Here is an 18096-nt window from a genome sequence, read left to right as displayed (position 1 = left end):
AATTCACCTTATCCTTATAAAGATTTCAACATTTGTAATACAATTTCACTTGATGATTTCGCTGCTTTTCCAATAAATTCATCAAACGTTACGTTAGCTTCGCCATTTGCTAAATCAGACACTGCTCTTGTCACAATAAACGGTACTTTGAATTGGTAGCAAGTCTGTGCAATTGCTGTTGCTTCCATTTCTACTGCCATAGCTTCAGGGAAATGTGCTTTAATATGTTCGCGCTGTTTGACTTCGCCAATAAAACTATCGCCGCTGACAATGAGACCTAAGCGGCCTGTCAGCTGCTGCTTCTCGATGACAGCTTGTGCAAGTTCAGCCAAATCATTATCTGCTTCATACGCTAACGGCATATTTGGAATCTGACCTAATTCGTAACCGAAAGCACGTGCATCTGCATCATGATACATTGCTTTTGTACCGATTAGTACATCTCCGATATTCAATGAATGATCAAGTGCACCTGCTGAACCTGTATTTAAAATAGCGTCCGGTGAAAATTCGTTAATCAGCAATGCTGTTGAAATACTGGCATTGACTTTGCCAATACCGCTGAGTGTCAGGACAACATCTTTATTGTTGAGCTGACCTTTATAAAACTTAACATGGGCAATCGTGATTTCTTCGAGATGTGTGATGTTATCTCTTAAAATCATAATCTCTTCTTCCATTGCGCCAATGATACCAATCATCGTCATTTCCCCTTTCAAATTAACTATCAGTGATATTTTATCATAATTTGCCAGTCGCAACGACCAAACACATTGCAACAAAGCTTTAATCCACAAAAAAAGGTTGGCGCTTTACTTTTGCTTATTGAAAGTGTGTTTCAAACAGAAAAAGTATCGCCAACCGTCATCATTTTATTAAGCAATCCAAACACGATTACTTTATTTCATAATTATTGTGATTGAATATTAGTAATTTTAACTTTCATTTCTGCACCGTTTGGTAGTGGTACACGCACTTCGTCGTCTAAATGTTTTCCGATTAAACTTTTAGCGATTGGTGATTCGTTAGAAATTTTGCCGTTGAAAGCATCCGCTTCAGCAGAACCGACAATTTGGTAAACTTCTTCTTCACCATCAGGAATCTCTACAAATGTAACAGTTTTCCCGATTTGAACAACATTGTTGTCGCCTGTATCTTCAATGATCAGCGCATTGCGGATCATATGTTCAATACGTTGGATATCTTGTTCGATGAAACCTTGTTCATCTTTAGCTGCATCGTACTCAGAGTTCTCTGAAAGGTCGCCGAAAGAACGTGCAACTTTGATTTTTTCTACAACTTCAGGACGTTTAACCGTCTTTAACTCTTCAAGTTCTTGTTCTAGCTTTTCAAAACCTTCTTGGGTCATTGGATATTGTTTTTGGTTTTCCATATTGTCATCTTCCTTTACTCAAGTGTTCCTATTGATTTTTTATTAAAGATTGGATTTTTGTTGTCATTATGTCGATAGCGACTTTATTGCTGCCGCCTTCAGGGATAATAATATCCGCATACTTTTTCGTCGGTTCTATGAATTGATTGTGCATCGGACGCACGACTGTCATATATTGTTCAATGACAGACTCCATAGAACGACCGCGTTCTTTAGTATCGCGCATCAAGCGTCTTAAGATACGCAAATCCGCATCTGTATCGACATAAATCTTAACATCCATTAAATCACGTAATGTTTTGTTTTCAAGTGCAAATATTCCTTCTACGATAATAACATCTTTTGGTTGAAATGCAATGGTTTCAGCGCTTCTCGTATGATTGACATAATCATATGTCGGAACCTCTACAGGAATGCCGTTGCGCAAATCAATCAAGTTTTGAATCAATAAATCATTGTCGAACGCAAACGGATGATCATAATTCGTTTTCAAGCGTTCTTCGAATGTAAGATGCGATTGGTCTTTATAATAGTAGTCTTGTGCAATTAATGCAACACTATGACCTTCTAAATTATGAAGAATTTCATTCGTAACTGATGTTTTGCCTGAACCAGACCCGCCTGCAATGCCTATAATTGTTGTTGCTTTCATTATCCGATTTCCTTTCGCATCATGTTGTTTGGATAAATATCATGGTCTACTTTAAACTGAACGATTTGGAGCGGATGGCGCGCAGCATCTAATTCATTGCCTTCTTCATCATAAATCGCTTCAACCACTTGTGTGAAACCATCAATTTCAGGGCCGAAGAACTCAATTTCTTGTCCTGGTTTGAAGTGGTTGCGCTGTTGTACCGTCGCAATTTTAGTTTCTTTGTCATAATCTAAGACTAAACCGCAGAAATCATACGGTGTCTTTTTATTCGATTCATTGCCGAACATTTGCTGTTGATAACCTGGTGTACCTTCAAAGAATGATGAAGCAGTGTCTCTGTTGGCACATTTGTCCAGCTCAATCAGCCATTCAGGTTTGATTTTAAAGTTATCCGGATCTTCAGCATAAGCATCAATGACTTTGCGGTAGACAGATACAACTGTCGCAATGTAATGAATAGATTTCATACGGCCTTCGATTTTCAATGAATCGATGCCGATATCCATCATATTCGGGATAGATTCGATTAATTTCAAGTCTTTAGGACTCATCGCAAACGGTACGACCTTGCCTTCTTTGTAGTATAAGTCCAAGTCGCCGTTTTCTTCTACTTCTAATAAATCATAATCCCAGCGGCAGCTTTGGCAGCAACCTCCGCGGTTTGAGTCTCTGGCTGTCATATGATTGCTTAATGTACAGCGGCCTGAATAGGCAATACACATTGCACCGTGGATAAAGGCTTCGATTTCGATATCCACTTTTTCTTTCATTTCTTTCATTTCCATCGCACCGGTTTCACGTGCTAATACTACACGGTCCAAACCTTCTTCTTTCCAATATTCAACTGCTTTATAGTTGCTTAAAGATTGTTGAGTTGATAAATGGATTTCTAAGCGCGGTGCTACGCTTTTACATGTTTCAATGATTAACGGGTCCGCTACGATAATGCCTGTTGCACCTGTAGCTTCTAGATTTTTCAAATACGTTTCTAATCCTTCCATGTTTTCATCATGTGCAATGATGTTAGTCGTAACATAGATTTTAGCACCGTATTTTGCTGCAAATTCAACGCCTTCTTTAATCTCTTCCATTGTGAAATTATCAGCATTTGAACGCAAACCGTACTCTTGACCGCCTAAAAATACAGCATCTGCACCGTAATGTACTGCAATTTTCAGTTTTTCTAAGTTGCCGGCTGGTGCCAATAATTCAGGTTTTTTCACTTGGCGTTTAGATTTTGTTTTCATTTCTTTAACTTGAGTAACCAAGATAATTCCTCCTTAATATACGGTATGCTTGAATAAGAAACCTTCGTCAAATGGTCGATGTGCTGGTTGGATTTGTTCAATCGCATCGAGCAAGAAGAATTTCTGGTCTTCATAAGATTCCGGATCATCATTATATAAATCAATAGCTTCTCTGTATTGTTCTGTACATTCGTTAATATATTCTTCAGAATGCAAGACGCCATCTATTTTAATACTGTCGATACCCGCTTCAAACAACGGCTCTAACTCTTCAATCAAACAAATGTCGTTCGGAGACATAATATGTGTGCCGTTATAATCTTCAAAGACCGGATATTGATTTTCTCGTTCTTCATCATACAGCAATAAATCATTTTCTGTCTCTTCATCACGCTGAATCTTCATTTGACGCTCTTGGAATGTAAAATAGTTGCCGAGCAGCATACGTTTAGATTGGAACATACAAGTCATACCATGTACTTGTACTTCAATTTCAACATCTGCATTTTCTTTGATATGCAAAATTTCTTCTAAGCTTAATTCGCGTGCTAATACTGCTCTTTTAGCACCGCGTTTACCCCAGTAGTTGCATTGGAAGTAATTGGTAACTAATGTTTCAGCGTCCCAGTTCAAAGGAATAGGGTTCGCTTGTTCTTTTACATACATCACAACTGCAGGGTCGCCGAAGATAATTCTGTCTACTTTGATTTCATGCAAGAATTGAATATAGTCTTCTAAAGCATTGAGGTGATAATTATGGAAAATACCATTCACAGCAGCATATGCTTTTTTGCCGTGTGCATGAATCATTTCAACTGCTTCTTTCATTGCTTCTCTGTCAAATTCGCCTGCTAAACGCAAACCGAACTTTTGTTCGCCAATCACAAATGCATCAGCGCCTCTGTAAATTAAAGTTTCAATATGATCTACCGACTTCGGTGTCACTAATAATTCTGTCATTTCGACTCTCCTTTTACAGCTATTGCTAAGCCGTCTTCTATATCTAAAAAGTTAGTGTGATACGCTTCGTTATCATTTAACCAAGTGTTGAATTTTTGTATTTTCTTAACCATCTGTCTGACATTTCTGCTTCTTACTACATCAATATCAGCCACAAAATCGTGGTATAAAATATTATCAATCACGACGAGACCGCCTGTTTTAAGCAGCGGCGTATACAGTTCAAAGAACTTCTTCGTTTGTGCTTTGGCCGCATCGATGAAGATCATATCTAATTGTCGATCTCCTACTGCATCAAATGCTTCTCTGGCATCTTCAAAGATGATTTCGATTTGTTCTTGATAGCCGTAGTCTGCGATATTTTGTTTCGCTTGCTGATACATATCGTCATTTCGCTCAATCGTAGTAATACGGATATCAGGATCGACTGACGCAAAATGCATCGCACTGTATCCGATTGCAGTACCAATTTCTAAGATATGTTTGGGCTGATGAATACGTATCAATTGTTTAACCATATCTAATGATAAAGGATGAATAATCGGCACCTCATGTTCTATTGCATAGGGTCTGAGCGCTTCTAACTTGTGCGGATGCTTTTGTGATAAAGCGACTAAATAACTTTCATTTTTACTCATGTTTCTCTTCCTTTATCCATACTGAGTGCTGGTTCAATAAAAATAAATCAGTCGTTTTTTGACTGATTCTTATCTTATTTAACACTGCACTTTTCATAAATTAACTTTACATATTTTACCATATATCTTGTTGAATATTAAGTACTCAAAGTAAATATCTGCTAATTAATTTTCAAAGTTATACCTTAGTTAAAAAACTTCTATGTTGATAGTGGAGTGCATAGAAAAAGCGGAGGTAGCTCCTCCGCTTCAAACTGCTCATTTATTCCATTTCAGTGTTCACGATTTCTTCAATCATGTCCCACTCTTCCTCTGTTTCAACTGGTAAGAATTTACCACCGTCGCCAGAATCATCTGGTACGTTAATCATAGGAATCAATTCAATCATGTCATCATCGTCTGAAGTATCGCCTTCTTCAGCTAAAATAACATATTCTTTTTCAAATCCAGGATGATAGAATTCTAAGACTTTGCGATATAATACTTCATTACCGTCTTCATCGTATAATGTTAATAATTCCTCATCGTTATTGATTTGTAATTCTGCATCTTGATTATGATTTTGTTCTGACATAAATAACTCTCCTTTTACGGTAAATTAAAGTGAATCTAAATAACCTTGCAAGATAAAAACAGCAGCCATTTTATCAATCACTTGACTCCGTTTTTTTCTGGAAACATCCGCTTCCAGCAATGACCTTTCAGCAGCCATTGTACTAAGGCGTTCATCCCACATTACCACATTAATATCCGGTAATGCTTCTAGCAGTGCTTCTTTGTATTTTATCGAAGCTTCGCCTCTAAATCCAATAGAATTATTCATGTTTTTCGGCAAACCTATGACGACAGTATCTGCGTCTTCTTTTTTGATGATTTCTGCCAATCGGTCTATACCTAATTCATTTTCTTCTTCATTGATTCGGAGTGTATCTAAGCCTTGAGCAGTCCAACCCATTAAATCGCTGACAGCAACGCCGACTGTTTTGCTGCCGACATCTAATCCGATAATTTTATGTTTTAACATAAATTAATCTTGATCAGATACTTTCAAGTAGTAAGAAACAAGTTCTTCCATAATGTCGTCGCGATCAATTCTTCTGATTTGATTTCTCGCTTCATTGTGGCGTGGAATGTATGCCGGATCACCTGACAGCAAGTAACCTACAATTTGGTTTACTGGATTGTAACCACGTTCTTCAAGCGTATTATACACATTTGTCAGCACGGATTTAACATCATCTTTTGGCACTTCGTCAATATTAAAACGCATCGTTTTGTCGAAATTATTCATATCATTACACACTCCTTATACTATAGTAGGCTGATACATCTCTATTCTACATGAGAGTGCAAGGAGATTATAGAGATTTAATATAGTTTTTAATGAATTGTAATGACTCTGTTATCTTGCTAGGGTCGCTGCCGCCGCCTTGGGCCATATCAGGGCGTCCGCCGCCTTTGCCTCCGACAATCGGAGCCATTTCTTTAATAATGTCGCCTGCTTTGACTTTATCTGTTTCTGATTTAGGCACTGTCGCAACCAATGCAACTTTACCGCCGACATCACTTGCTAAGATAATCACTGCATCTTGCAATTTAGATTTGAAGTCATCCATTGTTTGTCTTAAGCCTTTTGCATTATCAGCGTCTACTTGCAATGCTAACACTTTAAGACCATTGATGTCTTCGACTTGGTCATCGATATTGCCCATTTTAAGTGCTGTAATTTCTTGATTGCGCTGTTCTAGTTGTTTATGCAATTGTTTTTCACTGTCAATCACATGTTCAACTTTTTCAGCAACTTGATCATCAGATTTCGCTTTGACTTGGTCTTTAACTGTATTGAATTTATCTTGGATGTCTTCAAGATATAAGAATGCTGCTTTGCCTGTTAAAGCTTCAATACGTCTTACACCAGCACCTGTACCCGATTCGCTGACGATTTTAAACAATCCGATTTCAGATGTGTTTTTAACATGAATACCGCCGCATAATTCGATTGAGAATGGTGCCATATCTACAACGCGAACGATATCGCCGTATTTTTCTCCGAATAATGCCATTGCACCTGATGCTTTGGCTTCTTCAATCGGCATTTCTTTAATTGTGACATTAATACCTTTCCAGATTTCTTCATTCACACGGCGTTCGATTTTTTCTAATTCATCTTTATTCACAGGACCAAAGTGAGAGAAGTCAAAACGCAAACGTTCGCCTTCAACTAAAGAACCTGCTTGGTTAACATGATCGCCTAATACTTCTTTCAGCGCAGCATGCAATAAGTGTGTTGCACTGTGGTTTTTCGTAATGTCTCGGCGTTCTTCATGATTAACGGAAGCTTCTACTTCAGCACCTGCTGTGACTTGACCGAACTGTACTACACCTTTGTGCAGATTTTGACCGTTCGGTGCTTTTGTGACTTCTGTTACTTCGATTTCAAAGTTGTCATTGCCGACTGTACCATTATCCGCAACTTGTCCGCCGCTGACAGCGTAGAATGGTGTTTGTTTTAAAACAAAGTAAACTGTTTCTCCAGCTTCTGCTTGTTCCACTTTTTCACCGTTATAAATCAAGTCAGTAAGTGTTGTGTGCTGATCCATAACATCATAACCAACAAACTCGCTTTCAGTAGTGATGTTTTTAAGCACTTCGCTTTGAATTTGCATAGATTGTGAGTTTTGACGTGCTTGACGTGCACGGTCTCTTTGCTGCTGCATTTCTTGTTCGAAAGTTGCCATATCGACTGTTAAGCCTTCGTTTTGTGCGATTTCTTCTGTTAATTCGATTGGGAAACCGTATGTGTCATAAAGTTTGAAAGCATCTTTACCGTTGATGACTTTATCGCCTTGTTTAGCAGTTTTAGTCAATTCATTTAAAATGTTCAAACCTTCTTCCAATGTTTCGTGGAAGCGTTCTTCTTCTGATTTGATGACACGTTTGATGAAGTCTGCTTTTTGTTTTACTTCTGGATAATACGGTTCCATAATATCTGCCACTGTATCAACAAGTTCATACATAAATGGTTTGTTGATGTCTAATGACTGACTGAAACGTACTGCACGGCGTAATAAACGACGCAATACATAGCCGCGGCCTTCGTTAGCAGGCAATGCACCATCGCCGATCGCAAAAGCAATTGTTCTGATATGGTCAGAAATAACTTTGAAAGCAACATCTTGTGCTTCTTTTTCTTGATATTTTTTACCAGAAATACGTTCTACTTCTTCAATAATCGGCATAAATAAGTCAGTTTCATAGTTTGTACGTACATTTTGAGCAATAGAAGCCATACGCTCTAAGCCCATGCCGGTATCAATATTTTTATTAGGAAGCGGTGTATACGTATGATCTTTGTTATGGTTGAACTCACTGAATACTAAGTTCCATACTTCTAAATAACGTTCGTTTTCGCCGCCTGGATACATTTCTTCAGCAGGATCTTCTTTGCCGTATTCTGGTCCGCGGTCATAGAAAATCTCTGTGTTCGGACCTGATGGGCCTTCCCCGATATCCCAGAAGTTGCCTTCGATACGAATTATACGGCTTTCATCTAATCCGATGACATCGTGCCATAAATCATATGCTTCTATATCTTCAGGGTGAATCGTTACATATAATTTTTCAGGTTCCATACCCATCCAGCGATCGCTTGTTAAGAATTCCCAAGCAAATTCAATTGCTTCTCGTTTAAAGTAATCGCCGATAGAGAAGTTGCCTAACATTTCAAAGAATGTATGGTGGCGTGCTGTAAAGCCGACATTTTCAATATCGTTGGTACGAATCGCTTTTTGAGAGTTGACGATACGCGGTTTTTTCGGGATTTCACGGCCGTCAAAATATTTTTTAAGTGTCGCAACACCTGAGTTGATCCAAAGTAAAGAATCATCATCAATCGGTACTAACGGTGCAGAAGGTTCTACCATATGTCCTTGTTCTTTAAAGTAATCAATGAAATTTTGTCTGATTTCACTTGCTTTTAGCTGTTTCATAAATAACCTCACTCCTAATTGTGCATTGTTGTTCAATTTCCGTATCACGCATGCTTAGAACGCAAAATAAAATGCATCCATCCACAAAGGGACGAATGCATCGCGGTACCACCCTAGTTATGCGATTATCAACGAATCACATCACTCAATGTTTTATACGGACTGACATAAAGTAGCGTTCAGCAAGCTATGCGATACCTTTCACCTGCCGGTATCTCTCTTCACCATAGTCTTTGCTTACTCGGCTTTATGCGAATTAATTTTATTTTAGTCTGACACATCCAAAAAGTCAACTAAATCTCATAGCTTCACGATTATTTAGATTGATTAAATGTATAAGGTGTTACATCGCCGACACCTATCATCGGATCAATGTCATAGATTGTCTCCTCTGTCAGAGCAACAACTTTATGTCCTGCTGGTGCTGATGATTCGCTTTTTTCTTCACTAGTTGAATCATCTGTATCAGAAGCTGCATCTTCATCACCTTCAGCACCGAAGTAATCTCTTAGCAGTTGTGCAAGACGCGTCATACGTACTTGACCATATGTCTTCATACCGATATCAAATGCTTGGCTGTCGCCGAGGAAGACGAGTGATTGCTTAGCACGTGTCAATCCTGTATAAATAATGGGACGCTGCAGCATACGATAATATTGTTTAACAATCGGCATGATGACAATCGGGAATTCAGAACCTTGTGCTTTATGAATCGATGTACAATAAGCATGTGTTAATTCCATCATATCTTGTTTGGTAAATGTAATCTCATTGCCTTCAAAATCAACGACCAAAATATCTTTATTCAATTCATTTTCTCTCGCCCAGAAGATGCCGATAATCACACCGATATCACCGTTAAAGATATTATCATTCGGACGATTGACCAGCTGCAGTACTTTATCGCCTTTTCTAAAGACCGCTTCACCAAACTCAATCTCTCTCGCATCATCTTCTTTAGGGTTCAATATATCTTGCAGCACTTTGTTCAGCCGTTTGATGCCCGCACTGCCGCGATACATCGGTGCCAGTACTTGAATATCGCTCATATCATAGCCTTTTTTGACTGCAGAGCTGACTACTTTATTGACAACATCCGGAATTTGTTCTGCTGTACATGGAATAAAGCTTCTATCGTGAAAACGCTGTGTAATATCAATCGGCTGTCCTAATTTCATCTTATGTGCCAATTCGATAATACTTGATCCATCTTGCTGACGATAGACTTCCGTTAAATTGACACGTGGAATCACTTTAGCATCAATTAAATCTTTAAATACTTGTCCAGGTCCGACAGACGGCAATTGGTCTTCATCGCCGACTAAGATAATTTGAGCATCAATCGGTACCGCATTTAAAAATTGATGGAAGAGCCATGTATCGACCATCGACATTTCATCAATAATAATCAATTTTGCGGTGATTTCATTTTCTAGAACATCTTCAGGTTTTGTATCTTGGCTCCAGCCGATCAAACGATGAATGGTCATCGCTTCTAAACCTGTAGATTCTTGAAGCCGTTTGGCTGCTCTGCCTGTCGGTGCAGCGAGTGCAACAGGATAATCATCTTCATCATAATCGCCATAATCGAGCGATAAACCGTGTATCTCCGCATATAATTCAACAATACCTTTAATAACAGTTGTTTTTCCTGTCCCAGGACCGCCGGTTAACAACATCACCTTGGAATTAATAGCTGTCTCAAGCGCTTCTTTTTGTGACGTTGCATAATTCACATCGTTCATTTCTTCGATTTCACCGATATGCATCTGCAAATCAGATTGTTCGATATCTATCAGCTTCGTTTGATGAGATTGAATGCGATATAAATTTTGAACACTTTTCATTTCAGAATAATACAAACTTGGGACAGATAACGTTTCATCCGCTTCAATCAACTTGCTTTCTTCTGTAAGTTCTGTAATCATCTGTTCTAACAAATCTGGTTCAATCTGTTCATTGTAACTGCCGCTGAGCATCGCAAGCGAAGTTTCGATGACATAGTCTTTAGGCAAATAGGTGTGCCCTTGTTTGATACACTCTTCTTCAATCGTATACAGCACTCCTGCTTTAAGACGTTCAGGTGCATCAAAGGCAATACCCAAATTTTTAGCTAAAGTGTCTGCTTTATTAAAGCCGACCCCGCGTACATCATAAACCAAGTCATACGGATTTTTCTCTATCGTTGAAATTGTATCGCTTTGATATACCTGATAGATACTCATCGCAAGTTTAGGACCGAACCCTAAATCATGAAGGCGAATCATAATTTTTTCAACTTCTTGATTACTGTATATCTGATCAGCAATTTGTTCTTGCTTTTTCTTCGATAAGTTAGGGACATCTTTTAATACGGTTTTATCATCTAAGATTTTATTAATCGTATTGTCTCCTAAAGTTGCAACAATATTTTCTGCAGTTTTCTTACCGATACCTTTGAACAAATCACTGGATAGATAGCTGACAATAGCATCTTTGGTTTGCGGCACTTCTTTTTCGAAGGTTTCTGCTTTCAGCTGTTTGCCGTATTTAGGATGCGTGACAGCTTGCCCTTTGAATGTGTAGACATCTCCTTCAGCAATTTCAGGAAAGAACCCTACAATCGTAGGCATCGCATCAAAGTCTTCATTGGTTTCAATCGGTTCTACTTTTAATACCGTATAAAAATTGTCTTTGTTTTGAAACAGGATGGCTTCCACTGTTCCTTTGACCATTGAATAATCAAATAATGTAGGGTCCTTCAAAGGTTATTCCTCCTCTTCTTTAAGCTGACTGAATGTTTTAATCGCATGCTGGCTTAATAAATGTTTCGGATCAATCTCTACCGCTTTCTCAAAATAGGGTAAAGCTTGGTCCGTATCTTCTGTATGCATGAATCCTGCTAAACCTCTGTTATATAATGCATCGGTATGTTTCGGATTGATTTTTAGTACTCTATCTAATTGTGTGATGCCTTGTTCAAACATTTCCATATGACAGAGCACCAAACCATATTGGAATTGGATTTCTTCGTCTTGATTTTGATCTAATTCAGCTGCGCGCATTAAAAACGGCAAAGCAGATTTAAAATCGCCTAATTGGTTGAATGACATGCCGATCATATAATTAGTATCTGCTTCATTGACACCAGTTTGGAGCGCTTGATGATACAGCTTGATAGCATCGTTATAACTTTCAGCATTGTAATATACATTGGCTAAGTTATAATAAATCGCACCGTTGTCCGGATCGATTGTTAAGGCTTTTTGGAAAAATTTTTCAGCTTTTTCCACTTCTCCAGCTTCCGCAAGCAATATACCGGAGTTGATATAATTTTCAATGGCTTCTGGATGTGCATCTATATTTTCAAAAAGGGCTTTTAAAGCCGCTTCGAATTGTCCATCTTTAATCAACTGATAAATTTCTTCTTGTTTCATGCTTTGTCCTCATTTCTTTCATATTCAACTCTTTATTTTATCAGAAATTACCGCAACTATGTAAAAAAGAGACGAGGAATTTCTCCTTGTCTCTTCAAGCAAGTTAAACTACGTATGTGAGTTGTCCTTCATTTTTATATACATCATCGATTGTCGCGCCGCCTAAGCAGACTTCACCGTCATATAATACGACTGCTTGTCCAGGTGTAATCGCACGGACTGGTTCTTCGAAATCTACACGGATTTGATTGTCTGCGATTTGTGTCACTGTGACTTTCGTATCTTTTTGGCGGTATCTGAATTTTGCTGTACATTCATAGCCTTCGCTTAAATCGATAGGATTAACTAATGATACATCAGATGCGATTAAATAATCACTGTATAATGCATCATGATGGAAACCTTGTTCAACATATAAAATGTTTTGGTCTAAGTTTTTGCCTACAACAAACCATGGATCGCCGTCTCCGCCGATTCCTAAGCCATGGCGCTGTCCGATTGTATAATACATTAAACCGCTGTGTGTGCCCATTTTCTTGCCGTTAAGCGTACGCATATCACCTGATTGTGCAGGCAGGTAATTAGATAAGAAATCTTTGAAATTGCGTTCACCGATAAAGCAGATACCTGTTGAATCTTTTTTCTTTGCGGTTGCTAAATCTTGTTCTAAGGCAATTTGTCTGACTTCTGATTTTTCCATGCCGCCTAACGGGAACATTACTTTAGATAATTGTTCATTTGTTAATTGGTTTAGGAAGTAGGTTTGGTCTTTGTTATTATCCACACCTCTTAACATTTCCACTGTTCCGTCGTCATTGCGTCTGACTCTCGCATAATGACCGGTAGCCACATAATCAGCGCCTAATTTCATTGCATGGTTTAAAAATGCTTTGAATTTGATTTCTTTATTGCACATTACATCAGGGTTAGGTGTGCGTCCTTTTTTATATTCATCCAGGAAGTAAGTAAAGACTTTATCCCAGTATTCTTTTTCAAAATTGACCGCATAGTAAGGTATACCGATTTGGTTGCACACAGCAATGACATCATTATAATCTTCAGTTGCTGTACATACGCCGTTTTCGTCAGTATCATCCCAGTTTTTCATGAAGATACCGATAACGTCGTAACCTTGCTCTTTAAGCAGATAAGCAGTGACTGAACTGTCAACGCCGCCTGACATACCTACTACTACACGTGTATCTTGGTTGCTCACGTTTTATTCCTCCTTAAATTTGTGATAAATCTTGTGAATTTCTGCTACGATATATTTGATTTCACGCTCAGTTGTCAGTTCGTTGAAGCTGAAGCGGATAGATTGTTTTGTGCGATTATCATCTTCTCCGTACATTGCTGCTAAGACATGGGACGGCAATGTTGAACCTGCTGTACATGCTGAACCTGATGATACAGCAATATTGGCTAAGTCAAGCAGCGTCAGCATTGTTTCTACATCGATAAACGGGAAGTATAAATTCAAAATATGCCCCGTTGTATCTGTCATTGATCCATTGACTTCAAATGGAATGCTGCGTTCTTGAAGATTCACTAAAAACTGCTCTTTCAAATTCATTAAATGCACATTGTTTGCATCTCGATTTTCAGCCGCAAGTTTCAATGCTTCTGCCATACCTGCTATTTGCGGTACATTTTCAGTTCCTGCACGGCGCTTGGTTTCTTGTTCGCCGCCAAGTTGTGAATATTGAATCGGTGTATTCGGTTTAACCAATAAGACACCTACACCTTTAGGGCCTCCGAATTTATGTGCAGTCATACTCATTGTATCGATATCGAAGTCATCGAATTCAATCGGCAAATGTTCAATTGCCTGTACTGCATCGACATGTAATAATGCACCGCGGCTTTTGACTATTTCTTCAATGTCATACATCGGCTGTACAGTCCCTACTTCATTATTAACGAACATAATAGATACTAAAATCGTATCGTCGCGCATAACTGATTTTAATTGCTTTAAATCTACAAGGCCTTCTTTGTCTACATCAAGATATGTGACTTCAAAACCTTCTTTTTCCAGTTGTTCGAATACATGTAATACAGAATGATGTTCGATTTTTGATGTAATTAAATGTTTGCCTTTATGCTGATTAGCGTAAGCCAAGCCCTTGATTGCAGTATTGTTGGATTCTGTTGCACCGCTTGTAAAAATTACTTCATTCGGGTTTGCGCTTAATAACTTTGCAATTGTTCTTCTTGATTCATCTAAATATTGTCTGGCATCTCTACCTACATGATGGATGGACGAAGGATTGCCGTAATGCTTTGCATACAAGTCCATCATCTTCTCTATAACCTCTGGTTTAACAGGAGTTGTTGCTGCATAATCTGCATATACTTCCATTTTGTCAGACACTTCCTCACAATTTTATCAATGTTCCAATTCTAGCACCATCACTACAAATTTTCTAGTACTCTGTTCAACAATTATTATAACATGCAAAAAGGTGTGGTTAAGCAATAAAATTCTTTCTCTATTTCACCCTTGTTATAATTAAGTTACGAGTTTTAAAGAGGAGGTCATTTTTTGAGTAATATAAAAGTATCAGCTTTAAATTTAGTGCCGATTAAAGACGGTCAAGATGAAAAGCAAGCCATTGATAATATGATAGACTTAGCACAAAATCTTGATCAACTCGGCTTTGAACGCTATTGGATTGCTGAACATCATAATGCACCGAATTTAGTCAGTTCAGCAACAGCGTTATTAATTCAGCATACATTAGAACATACACAAAACATCCGTGTCGGTTCAGGCGGTATAATGCTTCCGAACCACGCACCTTTAGTCGTGGCTGAGCAATTCGGAACGTTAGAAACAATGTTCCCTAACCGTGTCGATTTGGGTCTAGGCCGTGCACCTGGTACAGATATGATGACAGCTAGCGCATTACGCCGCGATCAACATAACGGGGTATTTGCATTCCCTGAAGAAGTTGCACAGCTTCAAAAATATTTCGGACCTGAAAATCAGCAAGGTTATGTGAGAGCTTATCCGGCTGTCGGTAAAGAAGTACCGCTATATGTATTAGGTTCATCTACAGATTCAGCACATTTAGCAGCAAGAATGGGTTTGCCTTATGTATTTGCCGGTCATTTTGCGCCTCAGCAAATGAGAGAAGCTATGGCAATCTACAAAGAATTATTCGAGCCATCTGATGTATTAGACAAACCTTATATGATTGTTTGTTTAAATGCGATTGTAGCTGAAACAGATGAAGAAGCGAAAAAACTTGCTACAACATTAGCACAAGTAGCAGTCAGTATCGCCAGAGGCAGAATGGAACCGCTGCAGCCGCCTACTGATGATTTGGCATCACTGTTAACACCTAACGAACTGAAAATGGCAGAAAGTCGCGCAAAATCTTCATTAATCGGTTCTGAAGCAACAGTGAAAGCACAACTTGAAAACTTTATCGATATTTACGGAGATATTGATGAATTAATGGCAATCAGTTATGTTTACGATCAAGATAAACAAATTGATTCATTCAAACGTATTCAAAAAGTTGTCTCTGAAATCAATAATAAATAATAACCGCTTAATTTAATAAACGGCATAAATAATGGGTGGAACGCAATGTTGTACGTTCCACCCATTTTATCTTTGGTAATACAATTTATTTATCGTTTAATTTACCTTTAACTTTGTCAGCAGCGTCTTTTGCTTTATCTGCTGCTTCATCAACTTTTTCGTTGACTTTGCCTGAAGCTTTATCTGCTTTGCCTTCATTTTCTAATTCTTTGTTGTTTGTAGCGTTGCCTACTGTTTCTTTTACATTACCTTTAGCTTGTTCTAATTTGCTTTCGCCTTTGTTTGTCATCATTTATTCCTCCATTCGAAGTATAATTGATTTATATTTTGTTCTACCACAATGAAAATGTCGGCAAACATAAATTAGAGCAAAAAAGCAGCCGAATATAAAAGTGTATCAGCTGCTTTTCTAGTCCTTGTTAAATGTAGAACATGTAGTTATTAAGTTTATCATTGTCTTTAAACTCAGCAAGATATTTTAATGTTGTACCATCGAGCACTTCTCTTACCGCATCTCTCATGCGCAGCCATAGTTCTTTTTGCGCTGGCGGTTCTGAATCTATACTTTCGACAAAGGAAATCGGACCTTCTAGGAGTCGAATAATGTCACCAGCTTTGATTTCATCAGCTGGAACACGAAGTTGGTATCCACCTTTAGCACCACGTACACTTCGAATCAATCCCGCATTTCTTAACGGCCCCACTAATTGTTCTAAGTATAGATCACTAAGATTATTTTCTTCTGCAATTGTTTTTAACGATACGCAACCTTGCCCTTCTCTCTTAGCAAGAGAAATCATCAAGGTTAAGCCGTATCTCCCTTTTGTAGAAATTTTCATTTTATTACCTCGCTTAATCCGATTTTGTTTTATTCAATTCTAGCATTTTTTACGTTAATATAGTAATAGAAAGGTGTGACTCAATATTGAATAATGAACCTTTAGCATCTAGAATGCGTCCGCAAAACCTAGATGAAATCATATCACAACAACACTTGGTGGGTCCAAAAGGAATCATTAGAAGAATGGTTGAATCCAAACGTTTAACTTCTATGATATTCTATGGACCGCCTGGTATTGGAAAGACGAGTATTGCTAAAGCAATAGCAGGCTCAACTGAATATAAATTCAGACAGTTAAACGCTGTTACTAATACTAAGAAAGACATGCAAATGGTTGTTGAAGAAGCGAAAATGTCTGGTCAAGTTATCTTACTATTAGATGAGATTCATCGCTTAGACAAAGCCAAACAAGACTTCTTGCTGCCGCATTTAGAGAACGGCAAAATCGTCTTAATCGGCGCAACAACTTCAAATCCTTATCATGCAATCAATCCAGCGATACGTTCTCGTGCACAGATTTTCGAACTCTATCCTTTAGATGAGAATGATGTCAAGATTGCATTAGAACGCGCACTTTCTGAAGAAGACAGAGGTTTAGCAAAATACAATGCTGAACTGGATGAAGATGCTATGCTGTACTTCTCAACACAAAGTCATGGCGATGTCCGCAGTGCATTGAATGCTTTGGAACTCGCTGTGCTGAGCGCAAAACCGCAAGAGGATGGTACCATCCATGTCACGCTTGAAGATGCGAAAGACTGTATGCAAAAAGGCAGCTTTGTCTCAGACAAAGACGGCGATATGCATTATGATGTCATGAGTGCATTTCAAAAGTCGATTCGCGGCAGCGATACTGATGCAGCGCTTCATTATTTAGCCAGATTGATAGAAGCCGGTGATTTGCCGACTATCGCAAGACGATTGCTTGTTATCAGTTATGAAGATGTCGGTTTAGCTTCACCTGGTGCAGGACAAAGAACACTTGCTGCGATTGAATCTGCTGAACGCTTAGGCTTTCCTGAAGCACGTATTCCGTTAAGCCAAGCAGTGATCGAATTATGCTTGTCACCGAAATCAAATTCAGGCATTACAGCCATCGATGCGGCATTATCTGACATTAAAAAGGGACATGTCGGACAAATTCCAAGCCATCTTAAAGATGGTCATTATGCCGGTGCTAAAGAACTTGGACGTGCCATCGGCTATCAATATCCGCACAACTCAGAAAATGGTTTTATTCCGCAGCAGTACTTGCCGGATAAACTTAAAAACAGACATTATTATAAGCCGAAAACAACTTCAAAAGCTGAGCAGCAATTCAAACAAATCTATGATAATATTTCCAAACAACAACACAAATCTTAAACGGGGTGATATGAGAATCGTAATGAATGATTACGATTC

At 38.4% G+C, this 18096-nt stretch carries 18 protein-coding genes; 2 read left to right on the top strand and 16 right to left on the bottom strand.

The window, feature by feature from the left end; translation table 11 throughout:
• Positions 1-14 precede the first annotated feature (14 nt).
• The 14 genes from DVJ99_RS04000 to DVJ99_RS03935 form a co-directional block, all read right to left on the bottom strand.
• Positions 15-701, bottom strand: a complete 687-nt coding sequence (locus DVJ99_RS04000; protein WP_114603232.1) for a 5'-methylthioadenosine/adenosylhomocysteine nucleosidase — start codon at positions 699-701, stop codon at positions 15-17.
• Between the two features lie 209 nt (positions 702-910).
• Positions 911-1393 (bottom strand): transcription elongation factor GreA, encoded by a 483-nt coding sequence (gene greA, locus DVJ99_RS03995; protein WP_105992645.1) that lies wholly within the window; start codon positions 1391-1393, stop codon positions 911-913.
• A 28-nt stretch (positions 1394-1421) separates the two neighbouring features.
• Positions 1422-2045 carry a uridine kinase gene (udk, locus tag DVJ99_RS03990; RefSeq protein ID WP_114603231.1) on the bottom strand — a complete coding sequence of 208 codons (624 nt, stop codon included), beginning with the start codon at positions 2043-2045 and terminating at the stop codon, positions 1422-1424.
• Entirely contained in the window at positions 2045-3295 is a 1251-nt protein-coding gene (locus DVJ99_RS03985; RefSeq protein WP_114603263.1) for a peptidase U32 family protein, read from the bottom strand. Before DVJ99_RS03985 ends, udk begins: the two co-directional genes overlap by 1 nt.
• Before the next feature lie 33 nt (positions 3296-3328).
• Positions 3329-4255 (bottom strand): peptidase U32 family protein, encoded by a 927-nt coding sequence (locus DVJ99_RS03980; RefSeq protein WP_114603230.1) that lies wholly within the window; start codon positions 4253-4255, stop codon positions 3329-3331.
• Positions 4252-4893, bottom strand: a complete 642-nt coding sequence (locus DVJ99_RS03975; RefSeq protein WP_114603229.1) for an O-methyltransferase — start codon at positions 4891-4893, stop codon at positions 4252-4254. Before DVJ99_RS03975 ends, DVJ99_RS03980 begins: the two co-directional genes overlap by 4 nt.
• A gap of 262 nt (positions 4894-5155) precedes the next feature.
• Complete coding sequence (locus tag DVJ99_RS03970) at positions 5156-5467, bottom strand: DUF1292 domain-containing protein (protein ID WP_105992641.1); 312 nt, start codon at positions 5465-5467, stop codon at positions 5156-5158.
• Positions 5468-5491: 24 nt separating this feature from the next.
• A complete protein-coding gene (gene ruvX, locus DVJ99_RS03965; protein ID WP_114603228.1) occupies positions 5492-5917 on the bottom strand; it encodes a Holliday junction resolvase RuvX in 426 nt (141 codons plus the stop codon).
• A 3-nt stretch (positions 5918-5920) separates the two neighbouring features.
• A complete protein-coding gene (locus tag DVJ99_RS03960) occupies positions 5921-6184 on the bottom strand; it encodes an IreB family regulatory phosphoprotein (protein ID WP_105992639.1) in 264 nt (87 codons plus the stop codon).
• Between the two features lie 67 nt (positions 6185-6251).
• Positions 6252-8882 (bottom strand): alanine--tRNA ligase, encoded by a 2631-nt coding sequence (gene alaS / locus DVJ99_RS03955; RefSeq protein WP_114603227.1) that lies wholly within the window; start codon positions 8880-8882, stop codon positions 6252-6254.
• Positions 8883-9196: 314 nt separating this feature from the next.
• Positions 9197-11626, bottom strand: a complete 2430-nt coding sequence (gene recD2, locus DVJ99_RS03950) for an SF1B family DNA helicase RecD2 (protein ID WP_114603226.1) — start codon at positions 11624-11626, stop codon at positions 9197-9199.
• A gap of 3 nt (positions 11627-11629) precedes the next feature.
• Complete coding sequence (locus DVJ99_RS03945) at positions 11630-12298, bottom strand: tetratricopeptide repeat protein (protein ID WP_114603225.1); 669 nt, start codon at positions 12296-12298, stop codon at positions 11630-11632.
• 103 nt (positions 12299-12401) lie between these two features.
• On the bottom strand, positions 12402-13514 hold the full coding sequence (mnmA, locus tag DVJ99_RS03940) for a tRNA 2-thiouridine(34) synthase MnmA (RefSeq protein ID WP_114603224.1): 1113 nt from the start codon (positions 13512-13514) through the stop codon (positions 12402-12404).
• 3 nt (positions 13515-13517) lie between these two features.
• Complete coding sequence (locus tag DVJ99_RS03935; protein ID WP_114603223.1) at positions 13518-14660, bottom strand: cysteine desulfurase family protein; 1143 nt, start codon at positions 14658-14660, stop codon at positions 13518-13520.
• Positions 14661-14843: 183 nt separating this feature from the next.
• Here DVJ99_RS03935 and DVJ99_RS03930 point away from each other — a divergent pair, with 183 nt between their 5' ends.
• Positions 14844-15851: an LLM class flavin-dependent oxidoreductase gene (locus DVJ99_RS03930; protein ID WP_114603222.1), complete on the top strand. Its 1008-nt coding sequence runs from the start codon at positions 14844-14846 to the stop codon at positions 15849-15851.
• Between the two features lie 85 nt (positions 15852-15936).
• Here the strand turns inward: DVJ99_RS03930 and DVJ99_RS03925 are convergent, their stop codons facing one another.
• Both DVJ99_RS03925 and cymR read right to left on the bottom strand, forming a co-directional pair.
• Entirely contained in the window at positions 15937-16140 is a 204-nt protein-coding gene (locus DVJ99_RS03925) for a CsbD family protein (protein WP_114603221.1), read from the bottom strand.
• Positions 16141-16270: 130 nt separating this feature from the next.
• Positions 16271-16690, bottom strand: a complete 420-nt coding sequence (gene cymR, locus DVJ99_RS03920) for a cysteine metabolism transcriptional regulator CymR (RefSeq protein ID WP_105992632.1) — start codon at positions 16688-16690, stop codon at positions 16271-16273.
• 86 nt (positions 16691-16776) lie between these two features.
• Between cymR and DVJ99_RS03915 the strand changes: the two genes are divergently transcribed.
• A complete protein-coding gene (locus DVJ99_RS03915; RefSeq protein WP_114603220.1) occupies positions 16777-18057 on the top strand; it encodes a replication-associated recombination protein A in 1281 nt (426 codons plus the stop codon).
• Positions 18058-18096: the final 39 nt, after the last annotated feature.

Origin of the sequence: Staphylococcus sp. EZ-P03 (assembly GCF_003344575.1) — a bacterium.
Lineage (GTDB): Bacteria > Bacillota > Bacilli > Staphylococcales > Staphylococcaceae > Staphylococcus > Staphylococcus simulans_B.
The sequence above is the reverse complement of the archived record's forward strand: the minus strand, read 5'-3'. Positions and strand labels throughout refer to the sequence as shown.